This is a genomic window from Methylobacterium sp. PvR107, from assembly GCF_017833295.1.
GTDB lineage: Bacteria > Pseudomonadota > Alphaproteobacteria > Rhizobiales > Beijerinckiaceae > Methylobacterium.
Genome location: NZ_JAFIBW010000001.1, coordinates 1,306,225 through 1,321,590, shown reverse-complemented (window position 1 = coordinate 1,321,590; position 15,366 = coordinate 1,306,225). Strand labels below are relative to the sequence as shown.

Genomic DNA, 15,366 nt, shown 5'->3' with positions numbered 1-15,366 from the left:
CGAGAGTCCTTCTCAGGTCGCCGGCACGGCAGCGGGGAGGGGGCGGCGGAAGGCCGCCGCCGGCTCGCGGGCGGGGATCGCGTCCGCCACCGCGTCTTCGTCGTCGAGGAGGTCGAGGTTCGGGGTGATGCGGCCGTCGAGCACCGCCCGGGCGTGGGCGAGGTCGATCTTGCCCTCCCAGCGGGCGATCACGAGGGTCGCCACCATGTTGCCGATCGCGTTGGTCACGCAGCGCAGCTCGTTCAGGATGCGGTCCACCCCGATGATCAAGGCGATGCCCGCCACCGGCAGGAGCTGCGAGGCCTGGAGGGTCGCCGCGAGCACGAACAGGATGGCGCCGGCTACGCCCGCCACGCCCTTCGAGGTCACCAGCGCGATCGCCAGGATGCCGAACTCCTGCTCCCAGGTCAGCGGCACGTTGAGGGCCTGAGCGATGAAGCCGATCGCCATGGTCAGGTAGATGCACGAGCCGTCCATGTTGAAGGACAGGCCGGCCGGCATCACGAGGCCGGTGACGCTCTTGTCGACCCCGAGCCCGTTGAGCTTGGCCATGATCCGCGGCAGCACCGATTCCGTGCTCGTGGTGCCGAGCAGGATGAACAGCTCCTCGCGGCTGTAGCGGAACAGCTTCCACAGGCTCAGGCCGACGTAGAAGCGCATCACGCCGCCGAGGAAGACGGCGATGAACACGATGAAGGTCAGGTAGAGCGAGACGATCAGCATCCCGTACTGGGCGAGGATGCCGAGCCCGAACTTGCCGATGGTGAAGGCCATCGCCCCGAAGGCGCCGACGGGCGCGAAGTGCATGATCAGGCCGACGACCTTCATCAGCACGTCGCCGAAGGCGTGGACCACCTTGAGCGGGAACTCGCCGCGCCGGCCCAGCATCGCGAGCCCCATGCCGACGAGCACCGAGAAAAACATCACCTGGATCAGGTCGCCCTTGGCGAAGGCGTCGACCGCGCTGTGCGGGATGATGTTGGCGACGATCTCCATGGGCGACTGCGCGTGAGCCTTGCCGGCGATGCCGGCGACCAGCTTGGCGTCGAGGCTGTCGACCGTGGCGTTAACGCCGTCGCCCGGCCGCAGCAGGTTGACGAACAGGAGGCCGGCGGCGAGCGCCACCGTGGTTGCGACCTCGAAGTACAGGATGGTCTTCAGGCCCATACGGCCGACGCTCTTCATGTCGCCGACATGCGCGATGCCGACCACGACCGTGCAGAAGATGACGGGGGCGACGATCATCTTGATCAGGTTGATGAACATGTCGCCGAGGATCTTGCAGCCGACGGCGAAATCGGGGGCCACCACCCCGACCGCGATGCCCAGCGCGATGCCAAGCAGGACCTGGCCGTAGATCGACCGAAGCAACCTCATGCGTTCCTCCAGAATGACGGGACGGAGGCCGCCGCGGTTTCGCCCGCGGTCGTGCGCTCCCTCGTGGTCCTGGCCCCGTGGCGTCGGGGCTGCGCCCGCGGACCGGTCGTGGTCCGCGGGCGCGGGACAGGTGCGTCAGGCGCTGCGGTAGAGCTTCGTCATCACGAATTCCCGGTGGCCGAGGGACTCGGCCGCCGTGAGCCGGCCGTTGGCGGTGCGCACCACCATGTCGATGAGGGCGTCGCCGGCCTGCGGGATCGTCATCTCGCGGCTGAGCACGCCGGAGACGTCGACGTCGATGTGTTCGCCCATGGTGCGCACGGTGCGGGGATTGCCGGTGATCTTGATCACCGGGACGATCGGGTTGCCGATCACGTTGCCCTGGCCGGTCGGGAACGTGTGGACCACGTAGCCGGCCGCCGCCATCAGGGTCACGCATTCGGCCGCCGCCGAGGACGTGTCCATGAAGTAGAGGCCGGGTCCCTTGGCGGGGGCCTCCGAGGGTTGCAGCGCGTCGATGAACCGGCACTCGTGGCCGATCTTCTCGAGGTTGCCGAGCGCCTTCTCCTCGATCGTCGTCAGGCCGCCCGCGATGTTGCCCTTGGTGGGCTGCGAGTCGGACAGGTCGTCGGTCTTGTGAGCCTCGATCACGTCGTCCTGGTAGGCCTTCCACATCGTGTACCACTTGTCGGCGATGTCCGGGCTGATCGCCCGCTCGCGACAGAGGTGCTCGGCGCCGGTGATCTCCGACGTCTCGCCGAACACCCCGTAGATCCCGTGCGGGATCAGCTTGTCGTACATGTTGCCCACGGTGGGGCAGGAGGCGAGGCCGGTGGTCGTGTCGGACTCGCCGCACTTGGTCGAGACCCAGAGGTCGGCGATTGGGCACGCCTCGCGCTGGAGTTCGGTGGCCCATTGCACGAAGCGCTTGGCCTGGTAACTCGCCTTGGCGACGATCGCGATGTCGCCATGGCCCTCGATGCCGAAGCCGACGACCGGCTTGCCGGTCTTGGCGATGCCCTCGACCACGCGGTTGGTCCACTGATCCTCGATGCCGATCACCACCACGGCGGCGACGTTCGGGTTCGAGCCGATGCCGATCAGGGTGCGGAAGTGGAGGTCCAGATCCTCGCCGAACTGGAGCCGGCCGTAGGCGTGGGGCAGCGCCATCGTGCCCTTCACGTTGTTGGCGACCGCCTCGCAGGCAGCGTTGGACAGATCGTCCAGCGGCAGGAGCACGACGTGGTTGCGCACGCCGACCCGGCCGTTCTCCCGGCGCCAGCCCATGAAGGTGGCGGCCTTGTAGTCCTGCGAGGCGCGCTTGGTCGCGAGCGCCTGGGTGGCGAACTGATCGGGCGCACCGCCGACGAAGGGGGTGGTGATCTCGTGTTCGAGTTGAGCGGCTTCCTTGAACATCGTCACCTCACCAGCGCTTCGTCTTGACGTTATGGACGTGGACGTGCTCGCCCTTGGCGACGTCCTTGATGACCTTGCCGATATCCTGGCCGTACTTGATGGCCGTGTCGCCCGCCTTCAGGTCAGTGAGCGCGACCTTGTGGCCGATCGGGATGTCGTGGCGGACGGCGACCTCGAAGGTGCTGTCATTCTCGGTGATTACCCCGAAGGCGTCGGTGTTCGCGCTCAGGCCCTCGATCACCGCGACGGCGACGTTGTCCTGGGGGGAATGGGCGAGAAGATGCGGCTTGCGGCGCCCCGCGCCGGACGCGGCGTGGCTGCTCATGCGGTCCTCCTGATCTGCGTCGTCGGCTTCTTGGCGGCGACTGGTCTTATATAAGACCTATGAGATGGCGGACGTCAACGGCCGATTGAGGGGTGCGGGTGATTTCGTTGGTCCGGGGGCAGGGGCGTCCGGTCCTGCGAGGCGCGACGCGCGCCTGCCGCGTGTGGGAAAGAGCTGGGTTGAGGGCCAAGCACACCCGAAATCGTGCGCGTCATCACCTGCGCGTAGAATCGAGCCTATCCGGAAGTACCTGATCCTACGCCCGATCCGTCTCCTGCACAGGAAAGGGGCCGCGCACCGCTTTCCGCGACCGCATCGCGGCCCAGAACGGGCAAATCAGACAGCCCTGGAAGGCGGCGAGGGTACGCGGCAAGTCCGGGCCGCCCGTCTTGACCGAGCCTCCGATGCGACCCGCGAACCTTCGTCCGGGCCACCCCTCAAAAATCGCGCGCCCGGCCCGCAGCACCAGCCAATGTCTTGCCCCAACCGCCAGGTCTTATATAAGATATCTTCGAAACAGAGCCCGCCCCGGCGGGACACGGGCCGAGAGGACGAGGATGGCGGTTGCGTACGCGTCTCGCACAGGCCGGGTCGGGCGCCCCCGGTGAACGAGACGCTCCTCCTGATCCTGTGCGTCGGCTGCGCCGGCGTGATCTCGGGCCTAACGGGTTTCGCCTTCGCGCTGATCGCCTCGGGGACCCTGCTGTCGATACGCACGCCCATCGAGGCGACCGCCCTGGTGCTCGTCTGCAGCATCCTCTCGCAGGTGATCTCGATCCTGCGCCTGCGAACCTGGCCGCCGCGGGGCACCGCCTTCGCGATGATCTTGCCCGGCCTCGTCGGCGCGCCGATCGGCATTCACCTGCTGCACGATCTCGATCCCCGCTTCATCAAGGTCGCGATCGGCGGCTTCCTGATGCTCTACAGCGGCGGCGTCGCGCTGCTGCGCGCCGATTACCGGGTTGGATTCGGCAACCGATGGAGCGACGGCGCCATCGGCTTCCTCGGCGGCGTGCTGGGCGGCATCGCCGGACTGTCCGGCGCCCTGCCGACGGCCTGGAGCCTCGTACGCGGCTGGGAACCGCGCACCCAGCGGGCGGTCTACCAATCCTTCACCCTGGTGATGCAGGTCTGGGCTCTGACGATCCTCGTCTACCTCGATCCGCTACCGCCCGAGCTCCTCGGCGATCTCGCCCTGGCGCTGCCGGTGGTGCTGGTGAGCGTACTCGCCGGCCTCTCGATGTTCGCCCGGATCGACCAGCGCCGCTTCCGCACGCTGGTTCTCGCACTGCTGGCCGCGATCGGCCTGACCACGACGGCCCTGGCGCTGCCCGGCCTGCTGCAGAGCTGAGCGCGGTCGGCGGGGCGTCAGCTGCCCGCCTTGTCGTGAACGCCCGCGAAGAACAGGTCCTTCCAGCTCTCCGGCCGGCGGCGGATCGTGCCGGTGCGGGCCATGAAATCCGCGACCTTGCCGACCGCCCGGGGCGTCGCCGTGAAGGACACCTGTGGGTCGTTCAGGATCTCGGTGATCAGCCCGACATCGCTCCCGTCGTGGGCGAGCCGCACGTAGGCGCGCGCCGCCTCCGACGGATCGGCCGTGATCGCGGCGAGTGCCTCGTCCAAAGCGGCGCCGAAGGCCGCGACGACCCGGGGGTTGGCACTCGCGAAGGCCGAGGAAGCCCAGACGACGTTGAAGGTCGAGGGTTCGCCCAGAACGTCGAAGCTGTTCAGCACCGTGCGGATGCCGGGTCGGCGCAGTTCCAGCTCCTGGATCGGCGCGGCGGTGAAATGCGCGGTCACCTCGGTTCCCCCGAGGAGCGCCGCCATGCCGTCGGGATGCGAGAGCGTGACGGTGAGCCGGTCGAAATCGTTGCGGCGGGCCGCGCCGAGCTCCTTCTCGGCGGCCATCTGCAGGAACATCGCCTGCACCGAGACTTTTACGGCGGGGAGCGCGATCTTGTCCCGGTCGGTGAAGTCCGCGAGCGTGCGCACCTTCGGGTTGCTGGTGTTCATCAGGAGCGGCATGCTGTTCATCGCCGCCACGCCTTTCACGGCCATGGCCGTGGCCTCGGTCTTCGACCACAGCAGCACGAGGGGCGGCACGCCGCCGGCCGCGAACTGGATCGTCCCGGAGAGCAGGGCGTCGTTCATGGCGGCCCCGCCCGCGAGGGTGAGGTAGCGCGCCTGCAGCCCCTCCACGCCGCGGGCGGCCGCCGCCTTCTGGAGCAGGCCCTGCTCCTCCATCAGCATCAGCGGCAAGTGGCCGAGGCTCGGCTGGCGGGCGATCGCCACCGCGCCGACTTCCGCCCAGGCTGGCCGGGGGCTCATCGCGAGGGCGGCAGCGCCCGCCAGAAGGTCGCGTCTGCGCATGTTTCCCCTCCCTGAACCGATGGTAACCGATCGTTGCGCCAACTCGCTTGGTGGACGCGACCTCCCCCTCTCCCGTGCGGCAGAAGATTGGGATGAGGGACACGAACGCTCCGTCTGAAGACGCTATCGACGCGCCGACAGGTCGCGCCTCGTACGGACCAGTCTCTTCTCTCAGCCTGTCGCTCTCCCACATGGAGAGGGACCCCCGCCCCGTTCGGCAGAGACGGCGTCACGGACTGATCGTGCCCTTCAGGCGGGGCGGCGGATCACCGGCGCCGGCACGCTCTCGATCATCACGTTCACGCAGGCCGGCAGGCCGCTGGCATGGGCCGCCTCCAGCACCGCCGGAAGGTCGGCGGCCTTGGTCACCAGCGCCCCGAACCCGCCGAGCGCCTGGACCACTGCGTCGTAACGGGTCGGGAGCAGGTCGCAGTGGCGCGTGCGCTCGGGGCCGTAGTTGCGCAGCTGGATCTGGTGCTCGGCGTTCCAGCGGGCATCGTTGCCGACCACCGCGATGAACGGGACGCCGTAGCGCACGGCCGTGTCGAACTCGGCCATGTGGAAGCCGAAGGTGCCGTCGCCCAGCACCGCAACCACCGGGGTACCGGGGCGCTCCAGCGCCGCGGCGATCGCGAAGGGAATCGACGCGCCGATCGTGCCCGAGACGCCGTTGATCAGCCGGCGACCGGCGCGGACCAGGGCCTGCGGCCACTGTCCGATCTCGCCGCCGTCGCAGATCAGCGTGCCGTCCGGATAGTGGTCGAGGAAGGCGTCGACCGCCCGGCACAGCGCCACCGGATGCAGGGGCCCTGCATTCCTGCGCAGGTCTGCCCAGCCGGGCGGCTGGTAGGCGAGGGCGGCCCGCGCCTCCCGGTGCCAGGCCTCTCGGTGCGAACCCTCTCGGCGGGGGAGGGCGGTGCCGCTTGCGGCCAGCGCAGCCAGAACCGGCCGCGGATCGGCGAGGGCTGCGACGGCGAGACGGTCGGCCGGCGCGCGGCCGAGGAGCGCCGGATCGGGATCGACGATGGCGAAGCGGCAGTCGGGCGCGAGGGTGGGGGCCGCGCCGAAGCGCAGGGTGAAGTCGAGCGGCTTGCCGAGCAGGACGAGGAGATCGGCCCGCGACAGGACCTCCGCGAAGGCGCCGAGGGCCGGATCGTTGATCCCGCGCGGGCTCTCCATGCCGACGACCGGCAGGCCCAGCGCTTCCTCCAGCGCCGCCATGGCGGCCCGGCCGGAAGCGTCGCACAGGGCCGGGCCGCAGGCGACGAGGGGCCGTTCCGCCCCGGCGAGGGCGGCGCGCAGGTCGGCGACGAGATCCGGCGCCGGCTCTGCCGTGCGGATCGCGGCCGCGGCCCGGTCCGGGATCCGCACCGAGGCGGCGGGGACGGCCGCCTCCAGCAGATCGACCGGCAGGCTGAGATGGACCGGGCCGGGTCGCCCCTCCCGGGCGATCCGGAAGGCCCGGGCCAGGTCCGGCCCGAGGGAAGCGACCGAGCCGGCTGTCCAGGCGGCCTTGGTCATCGGCCGGGCGATGTCGGCCTGGGCCAATTCCTGGAAGGCGCCGCGCCCGAGCTCGGACAGCCCCGCGTGGCCCGAGAGCAGCAGGACCGGCGACTCGGCCGCCAGCGCGGTGGTGAGCGCCGCCGCGCCGTTGGTGTGGCCCTGCCCGCCGGTGACCAGCGCGACGCCGACCTCGCCGGTCAGCCGGCCCCAGGCGTCGGCCATGTGGACGCAGGCCGCCTCCTGGCGGGTGTGGACGAGGGTGATCCCGGTCTCCAGTAGGGCGTCGAAGACCGGCATGATGTGGTTGCCCGACAGGGTGAAGATCCGGGTGACGCCGAGCGCCTCCAGGGTCCGGGCCACGATGTCGGCGCCGCGCAGGGTCTGCATGGCTCAAGTCCCTCAGGCGGCCGCATCGAGGAGGGAGCCCCCCGGCCGCACATGGGTGAAGTGCACCGGCTCCATCGCGAGGTCGAGCGCCCCGCCGCGCTGGCGCACCACGGTGTAGTGCGAGGTCGCGAGATCCGACGCCTCCGGGAAATCCTCGCGGAAATGGGCGCCGCGGCTGTCGGTGCGGGCGAGCGCCGCCCGGGCCACGGCCTGCGAGACCAGCACGAGGTTCTCGAGGTTCAGCCGGTCCATCCAGGTCAGCGCGTAGCGGCGGTCGCCGTCCGGCGCGCCGGCCCGGGCGACCGCGTCGGCGAGCCCTTCGAGGGTGGCGAGCGCCCGGCTGAGGCCGGTCTCGTCCCGCAGGATGCCGACATCGGCCCACATCGTCTCATAGAGCGCCTCACGGATCTCCGGCAGCGAGCCCGCCGGCCAGCCGAGCGGCCCGTAGGCGCGGGCGAGGCCCACCTCGATGGCGGCGGGGTCGGGCTCGGCGAGGGCGCCCTCGCGCCGCGCGGCCCGCGCCATGGACTGGCCGGCGAGCCCCCCGAACACCGTGGAGTTCGCCACGCCGTTGCCGCCCAGCCGGTTCGCCCCGTGGACGCCGCCCGTATCCTCACCGGCCGCGAAGAGGCGCGGCAGCGCCGTGGTGCAGTCGACCGCGAACTGGAGGCCGCCCATCATGTAATGGGCCGTGGGGATGACTTCGACGAGGCCGCCCGCCAGATCGAAGCCGCAATCGGCGCAGCGCTCGACCATGCCCTTGAAGCGGCGGCGCACGTCCTCGGGGCCGAGATGGCTCATCTGGATGTGGACGCCGCCGCTCGGGGTGCCGAACCCCTCGCGCAGCCGCCGCATGATCGAGCGGCTGACCACGTCCCGGGTCGCGCGCTCGGCCCGAGGATCGTAGGCCTCCATGAAGCGCTGGCCGGTGGAATCGAGGAGCCAGCCGCCGGCCCCCCGCAGGCCCTCCTCCAGCACCGTCCCGGTCATGCGGGTGCCGGCACCGGCGAGCAGCCCGGTCGGGTGGAACTGCACCATCTCCATGTCGCGCAAGGGGAGACCGGCGCGCAAAGCCATGGCGAGCCCGTCGCAGGACTTGTCGCCGGACGGCGTGTGGTACTTGTACATGGTCGGCCCGCCGCCGGTGGCGAGCAGCACGGCCTTTGCCCGCACCAGCTTCGGTTCGCCGGTGCGCATGTCGAGCATCAGCACGCCCGCCAGCCCCGACCCGTCCCGGGCCGGGATCAGCTCCAGGGCGCGGTGGTCCTCCAGGCGGCGCACGTCCCTGCGCCAGACCTGCTCGGACAGGCGGTTGATGATCTCGATGCCGGTGAGGTCGCCCTTGTGCACCGTCCGGTCGAAAGTCTGGCCGGCAAACGCCTTTTGGTGGACGCTGCCGTCCGGGTTGCGGTCGAAGAAGCAGCCGAGCTCGGTTTCGAGCTCGCGGATCCGGACCTGCGCCTCGGTGACGAGCGTCCAGGCGAGCGCCTGGTCGTTCAGCCACTTGCCGCCCTCGATCGTGTCCATGAAATGCCGCTCGACCGAGTCGCCAGGCGCCAGCGCGACGTTGTAGCCGCCCTGGACCATGCGGGTGCAGCCGCATTTGCCGAGGAGCCCCTTCACCGCGACGGTGACGTCGAGCTCGGGCGCGGTCTTCTTGGCGTGGAGCGCGGCGAACAGCCCGGCCCCGCCGGAGCCGAGGATCAGGATGTCGGTCTCGACCTGCGCGGGGCTCATCGGGCGTCCTCCAAGGAGGCGATGACGGCGTCGCGCCGGGCCGCCACGTCGCGCTGCACGTCGGCGAAGAGCGAGCCGCCGTGCGCGTCCATGCCGACCAGCAGCGGGCCGAAATCGCGGATCGCGAATTGCCACAGGCTCTCCGGGTGGAGGTCGTCGAGGTCGACGTCCACGATGGTCTCGATCCAGGTGGTCTCCAGCGCCGCCGCGCCGCCGACGATCGCGAGGTAGGCGCCGCCGCGCCGCGCGAAGGCGTCGAGGGTCGCCGGCCCCATGCCGCCCTTGCCGACGATGAGGCGCACGCCCTCGCGCTCCATCAGGGCGTCGGTGAAGCGCTCCATGCGCATCGACGTGGTGGTGCCGATGCAGAACGGCGCGAAGCCGACCGGCGCCTCGTTGGAGACCGGGACGCGATGGACGTTCGGCGCGGTGTGGATCACCGCGTGACCGTCGAGGTCGAGCCGGGTGCGGCGGTCCCGGTCGAACATGTGGATCAGGGTCGCGTCGCGGATGCCGAACAGCCAGCGCCGCAGGGTGACGGTGTCGCCGATCCGCAGGGCGCGGATCTCGGCCTCGCCGGTCGGCATGTCGAGGACGTGGTGGGCCACGGTCTGCTCCTCACTCGAACGCGATGCCGCCCGGCGTGAACGTCGCGCGGGCGCGGCGGGCCGAGTGGCACTGGATGTTCACGGCGACCGGGTTCTGGGTGATGTGGGTCGCGGCGAGCTCGACATGGACGGCAAAGCTTGTGGACCGGCCGCCGAGCCCCTGCGGGCCGATGCCGAGCTCGTTCACCGCCCGCGACAGCTCGGCCTCGATCCGGGCGCCCTCGGGATCGGAGCAGACCGAGCGCAGCGGCCGGGTCGCCGCCACCTTGGCCAGATGCATGCACAGATCCGAGGTGCCGCCGAGCCCTACGCCCACGATGGTCGGCGGGCAGACCCGGCCACCCAATTCGATCACCCGGTCGATGACGAAGCGCTTGGCCGCGCCGATACCGTCCGAGGGCAGCAGCATCTGCAGGAAGGAACCGTTCTCGGAGCCCGAGCCCTTGGGGATCATCTCGACCGCCACGGTCTCGGGCCGGTCGTCGAAGTCGACGTGGATGATCGGCACCCGGATGCCGCAAGAGGTCTGCTCGTTCTTGCGGGTGATCGGGTGGACCACCGAGGAGCGCAGGGAGAACTCCTTCGTGGCCCGCTCGCAGCCGCGCCGGATCGCCGCCTTGAGCGCGGCGCCGTCGAAGCGCACGTCGGCGCCGATCACGACGTTGTAGATCGGGATGCCGGTATCCTGGCAGAGGATGTTCTTGGTCCGCTCCGCGACCGCGACGTTCTCCACCATCGTGTCGAGGATCGCGCGGCCGGTGGCGCTGGTCTCGGCCCGCTGCAGGTCGGCGAAGCCCGCCTTGATGTCCGGAGGCAGGATCTTCAGGGCGCGGACGTAGAGGTCGCGGCAGACCTCCTCGAATTCGCGGATGTCGAGATCCATGGCGGGTCTCCGATGGTGACGGGCAGGACTCACGCCCCGCTGAGGAGGAACAGGAGGCCGACCGCGAAGGCAGTCGCGAGGCAGCCCGAGACGACGAGGGCATTGCGCTCGCGGTAGCGCAGCCACTCGATGGCGAGCACCCGCAGCCCCAGCGCCATGTGGACGGCCAGCGCACAGACGAGGCCCCACTCGGCGGTGCGGACGAAGCCGTTCTGGGTGAGGCCGAGGAAGCTCTCGAGCCGGTCGGCGCCCTGGAGCGCGGTGCCGAGCGCGATGAAGTGCATCGGCAGGAACAGCGCCAGCGCGATCCCTGAAAGGCGGTGGATCAGGGCGGCGGCGAAGCCCGGCCGGCGCAGGGACGCGCGGGTCATCCCGATCTGCATGGACGTCTTCGTAATCGTCCTCATGCCCAGTACACCGCCAGCGCCGCCCGCAGTCCCAGCCCGGCGAGCAACGCCGACAGGGCGATCATGGTGAAGTCAAGGGAGCGGCCGCGCCAGCCGGTCCACTCGCGCAGGATGCTGCGCAGGCCGATCGGCGCGTGGATCGCGGCGGCCAGCACGAAGACCGCGTAGAACAGCAGGACGGCACGGTTGCCCTGTGTCCGGCCCAGGATCTCGCCCGCCGTGAGCCCGCCGCGCACCGCGTAGAGGATCGTGCCGAGATGAACCGCGACCGTGACCGCGAGGATCGCCGCGGTGCCGCGCTGGGCGAGGTACAGGAGCGGGCTCATCCGCGCCGCCAGAACCGGCGCAGCGCCGCCTTGCCGGTTTCGCGCTTCAGGCCCGCGATCGAGAAGGTCGGGCTCAGGCCCTTCGGACAATGCTCGGTGCAGCTCATGTGGCTGTGGCAGGAATGGCAGCCGGCATCGCCCACCACCGCGGCGAGCCGCCCGTCGCGATCCTGGTCGCGCACGTCGTTGACGAGCGTCCAGGCCCGGTTGAGCGCCGCCGGCCCGAGATAGTCGGGATTCCAGCTGACGACGTCGCAGGCCGCGTAGCAGACGCCGCAATTGATGCACTCGATCCCGGCATCGACCTCCTGGCGCGCGGGCGAGTCCGGCGCGACCGTCGCGAAGTCGTCGGGTGGGTTCTCGCCCGGCTCGAAATAGCCGTGGGCGCGGCGCCACTTCTCGAAGAAGGGCTCCATGTCGACCGCGAGGTCCTTGACTACCGGCAGGTTGCGCAGGGGTTCGAGCGTCAGCACCCCGTCCGGCGCGACCGCGGCGACCCGGGTGCGGCAGGTCCAGCGCGGGCGACCGTTCACCGTCATGCCGCAGGAGCCGCACATGCCGACCCGGCAGGCGAAGCGGTAGGCGAGGGTCGGGTCCTGATCGCGTTGGATCTCGGTGACGACGTCGAGCACCGTCTGGTTGGCCCGGCGCGGCACCACATAGTCCGCGACCGCCTCGCCCCGCCGGACGCGCACCCGCAGCGCCTCGGTCGCGCTCCGCCCGACGGCGGCATGCCCGACGGGGGCCGTCACCGCGTCGCCTCCTTCGGGGCATCACCCGCCGCCGGCGGGGGGAAGAACAGCTCGCTGTCGCTGGCGGCCGTAGCGGAGACCAGGCCGGCGCGGTTCATGTAGGCGAGATAGGCGGTCATGCGCTCGGGCTTGGTGGTCCAGGTGTTCTGCGGTGCGCGGATGAGCGCTTCCGCCTCCGCCGGCGAAATCTTCGCGCCTTCCGCCTTGATCCAGAGAGCCGCGGCCTTCGCCGGATCGTCCCGGATCAGCGTCAGGCTGTCTTCGAGCGCCGCCAGGAAGGACGCGGTGACCTTGGGATTGGCCGTGACGAAGCGCGAGGAGGCCCAAACGAGGTTGAAGGTGTGGGGACCGCCCATGACGTCGAAGCTGTCGAGCACCTTGTGCGCCCGCGGGTCCTTCAGCTCCATCTCCTGGAAGGGTGGGGAGCCGAAATGCGCGGTGATCTCCGAGCGGCCGCCCATCAGGGCGGTCTGCGCGTCCGGGTGCCCCATCGAGACGGTCAGCGGATCGAGTTTCGCCTGCTGGCCGGGTCCGAAGGCCTTCTCGGCGGCCATCTGCAGGGTGATAGCCTGGATCGAGGTCTTGGCGGTCGGCAGGGCGATCTTGTCCTGCGGTCCGAAATCCGTGATCGACTTGACCGCGGGATTGGTGGTCACCAGCCAGAGCGGCATCGCGTTCAGCGCCGCCACGCCCTTGACCTTGATGTTGCCCTGCGTCCGGCCCCAGATCGTCAGGAACGGGCCGACGCCGCCGGAGGCGAAGTCGAGGTTGCCGGAGAGCAGGGCCTCGTTCATCCCCGAGCCGCCGGTGAAGCGCAGCCACTCGGCCTTGACGTCGAGGCCGCGCGCCTTGGCCTGCTTCTCCAGCAGGCCCTCCTCCTCCATGACGGTCAAGGGCAGGTAGGAGATTCCGAACTGCTTCGCGAGCCGGACGGTCGAAACCTCGGCGCGCGCCGTGCCGAGCGCCCCACACAGGGCCGCGACCGTCCCGACGAGCCGGATGATGCCCCGTGCCGTCATGGCGTTCCTCACCTGTTTTCGCGCCGATCTTAACTCAGGCGAGTCCGTCGGCGTCGGATCGAACGATACGCGCCGGGCGTGCCCTGTCAACAGTCATATGTTATATACATGACTTCACGCAGGTCATGGAGGCAAGTCGCGCCCGGTGCGCCTAATTTCTCGTTGCCGTCGCGTCCGGGACGGCGCGCATCAGAACGATCAAAATGCCGGCTGCAGGGCCCGAACGGGCGGATCGCGGGAAGCTTGCGCCGGATGATCCGCCAGTAGGCCTGTCTTCAGGCCTGCATGCCCCAGCGCTGGATGGTGCGGCGCTCGATCGTCTGGAAGATCAGGTTCTCGACGACGAGGCCGATCAGGATGACGGTGAGCAGCCCGGCGAACACGTTCGGGATATCGAGCATGTTCTTGTTCTCGAAGATGAACCAGCCGAGCCCGCCTGACCCCGACGAGACCCCGAAGACCAGCTCGGCCGCGATCAGGGTGCGCCACGCGAACGCCCAGCCGACCTTCAGGCCGGTCAGGATCGAGGGAAACGCCGCCGGGATCAGGATCTTGCCGATCAGGCCCGGCCCCGACAGCCCGTAATTGCGCCCGACCATCTTCAGCGTCCGGCTGACCGACAGGAAACCCGAATGGGTGTTCAGCGCGATCGCCCAGGTCACCGAGTGGACGAGCACGAAGATCAGGCTGCCGCTGCCCAGGCCGAACCAGATCAGCGCCAGCGGCAGCAGCGCGATCGCCGGCAGCGGATTGAACATCGAGGTCAGCGTCTCGAGGAAGTCGGTCCCGATCCGCGACGCGATGGCGAGGCCGGTGAGCGCGGTCGCGAGCGCGACGCCGGCGGCGTAGCCCATCAGCAGCACCTTGAGCGAGGTCCAGGCGCGGGCCGGCAGCGTGCCGTCCGCGATGCCGCGGACAAACGCCTCCACGGTGGCCGAGAAGGTCGGAAACAGGAGATCGTTGTCGAGGTAGCGCCCGTACGCCTCCCAGATCCCGGCCAGGACGAGCAGGATCACGATCTTGCGCAGCCACGCCTGGTTGTAGAGCCGCTCGGCGACCGACAGGGGCTTCTCCACCACCGTGGCGCCGTGGGCGTGGCCGGTCTCGCGCACGATCTCGGGACGGCTCGGATCCGCGGCGGACGGGCGCGCGGGTGCGGCGCGCGGCAGGCCGGTCAGGACGGGCGCGCTAGACATTCTCCGCCTCCTCGATCTCTTCCGAGAACAGCATCTGCTGGATCCGGTTCTCCAGCCCCATCGCGGCCTCCGGCGAGTCCGCGCTGTTGAGCTCCGCCTTCACCTCGCCGGGATGGGGCGAGAGCAGCAGGATGCGCGAGCCGACCTTGATCGCCTCGGGGATCGAGTGGGTGACGAACAGCACGGTGAAGCGCGTGCCCTCCCACAGCATCAGCAGCTCGTCCTGCATGCGCCGCCGGGTCAGGGCGTCGAGCGCCGCGAAGGGCTCGTCCATGAGCAGGATATCGGGCTCCATCGCCATGCCGCGGGCGATGGCGACGCGCTGCTTCATGCCGCCCGAGAGCGTGTGCGGGTAGCTGTCGGCGAACTTCGTGAGATTGACCTTGTCGATGTACAGGTTCGCCCGCTCCAGGGCGGCGCGCCCTTTCAGCCGGCCCGAGGCTTCGAGGGCGAAGACCACGTTCTGCCGGACCGTCTTCCAGGGCAGGAGCTGGTCGAATTCCTGGAACACCATCATCCGGTCGGGGCCCGGCTCGGTCACAGGCCGGCCCTTGAGCCGGATCTCGCCCTCGGTCGGCGCCATGTAGCCGCCCACCGCCTTGAGCAGGGTCGACTTCCCGCAGCCCGAAGGCCCGAGCAGCACGAACCGGTCTCCCGGCCAGATCCGGAAGCTCACCCGGTAGGTGGCCGTGACGAGGTGATCGGGCGTCTTGTAGCGCAGCGTGACGCCGTCAACTTCCAGCAGGGGCTGACCCGTGTCCATCCTTCCTCCCTGCCGCCGCGGCTTCGACCGCGTATCGACGCGCGACCCAACCGCGCTCTGGTCTGTGTATCAGCCGGCCTGCGCTCTTCCCGGCGCTCCTCCAGCTAGGCCAGACCGGACTTCCGTCCGCGAGACACGTCACGATGGCCCCAGAGGATAATGCATCATATATAAGACATCTGGCAACAGCGGTCCGCCCCGTCGGCCGCCGAGCAGCGCTTGTCCGGGCTCAGGCCGCGCCTGCACGAGGACGGGCTATAACCGCACGAAGATCGCGTCCGCCGATAGATGCTGCCG

15 protein-coding genes are annotated in these 15,366 nt (G+C 69.9%); 1 reads left to right on the top strand and 14 read right to left on the bottom strand.

The features are described from left to right. Window positions 1-12: 12 nt before the first annotated feature. From JOE48_RS06110 to JOE48_RS06100, 3 genes are all read right to left on the bottom strand, one after another. Window positions 13-1,377 (bottom strand): cation:dicarboxylate symporter family transporter, encoded by a 1,365-nt coding sequence (locus JOE48_RS06110; protein WP_210028662.1) that lies wholly within the window; start codon window positions 1,375-1,377, stop codon window positions 13-15. 135 nt (window positions 1,378-1,512) lie between these two features. Continuing rightward, window positions 1,513-2,793, bottom strand: coding sequence for a UxaA family hydrolase (locus JOE48_RS06105; RefSeq protein ID WP_280921299.1), 1,281 nt, complete (start codon window positions 2,791-2,793; stop codon window positions 1,513-1,515). Between the two features lie 7 nt (window positions 2,794-2,800). Next, a complete protein-coding gene (locus tag JOE48_RS06100; protein WP_210028660.1) occupies window positions 2,801-3,118 on the bottom strand; it encodes a UxaA family hydrolase in 318 nt (105 codons plus the stop codon). A gap of 604 nt (window positions 3,119-3,722) precedes the next feature. On the opposite strand from JOE48_RS06100, the gene JOE48_RS06095 reads away from it, so the two are divergent. After that, window positions 3,723-4,469, top strand: a complete 747-nt coding sequence (locus JOE48_RS06095) for a sulfite exporter TauE/SafE family protein (RefSeq protein ID WP_210028658.1) — start codon at window positions 3,723-3,725, stop codon at window positions 4,467-4,469. 17 nt (window positions 4,470-4,486) lie between these two features. Here the strand turns inward: JOE48_RS06095 and JOE48_RS06090 are convergent, their stop codons facing one another. The 11 genes from JOE48_RS06090 to JOE48_RS06040 all read right to left on the bottom strand — a co-directional run bounded on the left by JOE48_RS06090 (window position 4,487) and on the right by JOE48_RS06040 (window position 15,069). Further along, entirely contained in the window at window positions 4,487-5,488 is a 1,002-nt protein-coding gene (locus JOE48_RS06090; protein ID WP_210028656.1) for an ABC transporter substrate-binding protein, read from the bottom strand. 249 nt (window positions 5,489-5,737) lie between these two features. After that, the gene (locus JOE48_RS06085; protein WP_210028655.1) at window positions 5,738-7,378 is read right to left on the bottom strand and encodes a thiamine pyrophosphate-binding protein; all 1,641 of its coding nucleotides are present in this window, start codon (window positions 7,376-7,378) and stop codon (window positions 5,738-5,740) included. A 12-nt stretch (window positions 7,379-7,390) separates the two neighbouring features. Then, window positions 7,391-9,115, bottom strand: a complete 1,725-nt coding sequence (locus JOE48_RS06080; protein WP_210028654.1) for an L-aspartate oxidase — start codon at window positions 9,113-9,115, stop codon at window positions 7,391-7,393. Then, the gene (locus JOE48_RS06075) at window positions 9,112-9,723 is read right to left on the bottom strand and encodes a fumarate hydratase C-terminal domain-containing protein (protein ID WP_210028653.1); all 612 of its coding nucleotides are present in this window, start codon (window positions 9,721-9,723) and stop codon (window positions 9,112-9,114) included. Before JOE48_RS06075 ends, JOE48_RS06080 begins: the two co-directional genes overlap by 4 nt. Window positions 9,724-9,733: 10 nt before the next feature. After that, a complete protein-coding gene (locus tag JOE48_RS06070; RefSeq protein ID WP_210028652.1) occupies window positions 9,734-10,606 on the bottom strand; it encodes a fumarate hydratase in 873 nt (290 codons plus the stop codon). 29 nt (window positions 10,607-10,635) lie between these two features. Next, a complete protein-coding gene (locus tag JOE48_RS06065; protein ID WP_245252728.1) occupies window positions 10,636-10,989 on the bottom strand; it encodes a succinate dehydrogenase in 354 nt (117 codons plus the stop codon). A gap of 20 nt (window positions 10,990-11,009) precedes the next feature. After that, window positions 11,010-11,339: a succinate dehydrogenase gene (locus JOE48_RS06060; protein ID WP_210028650.1), complete on the bottom strand. Its 330-nt coding sequence runs from the start codon at window positions 11,337-11,339 to the stop codon at window positions 11,010-11,012. After that, window positions 11,336-12,091 (bottom strand): succinate dehydrogenase/fumarate reductase iron-sulfur subunit, encoded by a 756-nt coding sequence (locus JOE48_RS06055; RefSeq protein WP_210028648.1) that lies wholly within the window; start codon window positions 12,089-12,091, stop codon window positions 11,336-11,338. The genes JOE48_RS06060 and JOE48_RS06055 overlap by 4 nt, the downstream gene beginning before the upstream one ends. Continuing rightward, window positions 12,088-13,110 carry an ABC transporter substrate-binding protein gene (locus JOE48_RS06050; RefSeq protein WP_210028647.1) on the bottom strand — a complete coding sequence of 341 codons (1,023 nt, stop codon included), beginning with the start codon at window positions 13,108-13,110 and terminating at the stop codon, window positions 12,088-12,090. The genes JOE48_RS06055 and JOE48_RS06050 overlap by 4 nt, the downstream gene beginning before the upstream one ends. Before the next feature lie 275 nt (window positions 13,111-13,385). Then, window positions 13,386-14,306, bottom strand: a complete 921-nt coding sequence (locus tag JOE48_RS06045; protein WP_210028646.1) for an ABC transporter permease — start codon at window positions 14,304-14,306, stop codon at window positions 13,386-13,388. Continuing rightward, the gene (locus tag JOE48_RS06040; RefSeq protein WP_210028644.1) at window positions 14,299-15,069 is read right to left on the bottom strand and encodes an ABC transporter ATP-binding protein; all 771 of its coding nucleotides are present in this window, start codon (window positions 15,067-15,069) and stop codon (window positions 14,299-14,301) included. Before JOE48_RS06040 ends, JOE48_RS06045 begins: the two co-directional genes overlap by 8 nt. Window positions 15,070-15,366 lie beyond the last annotated feature (297 nt).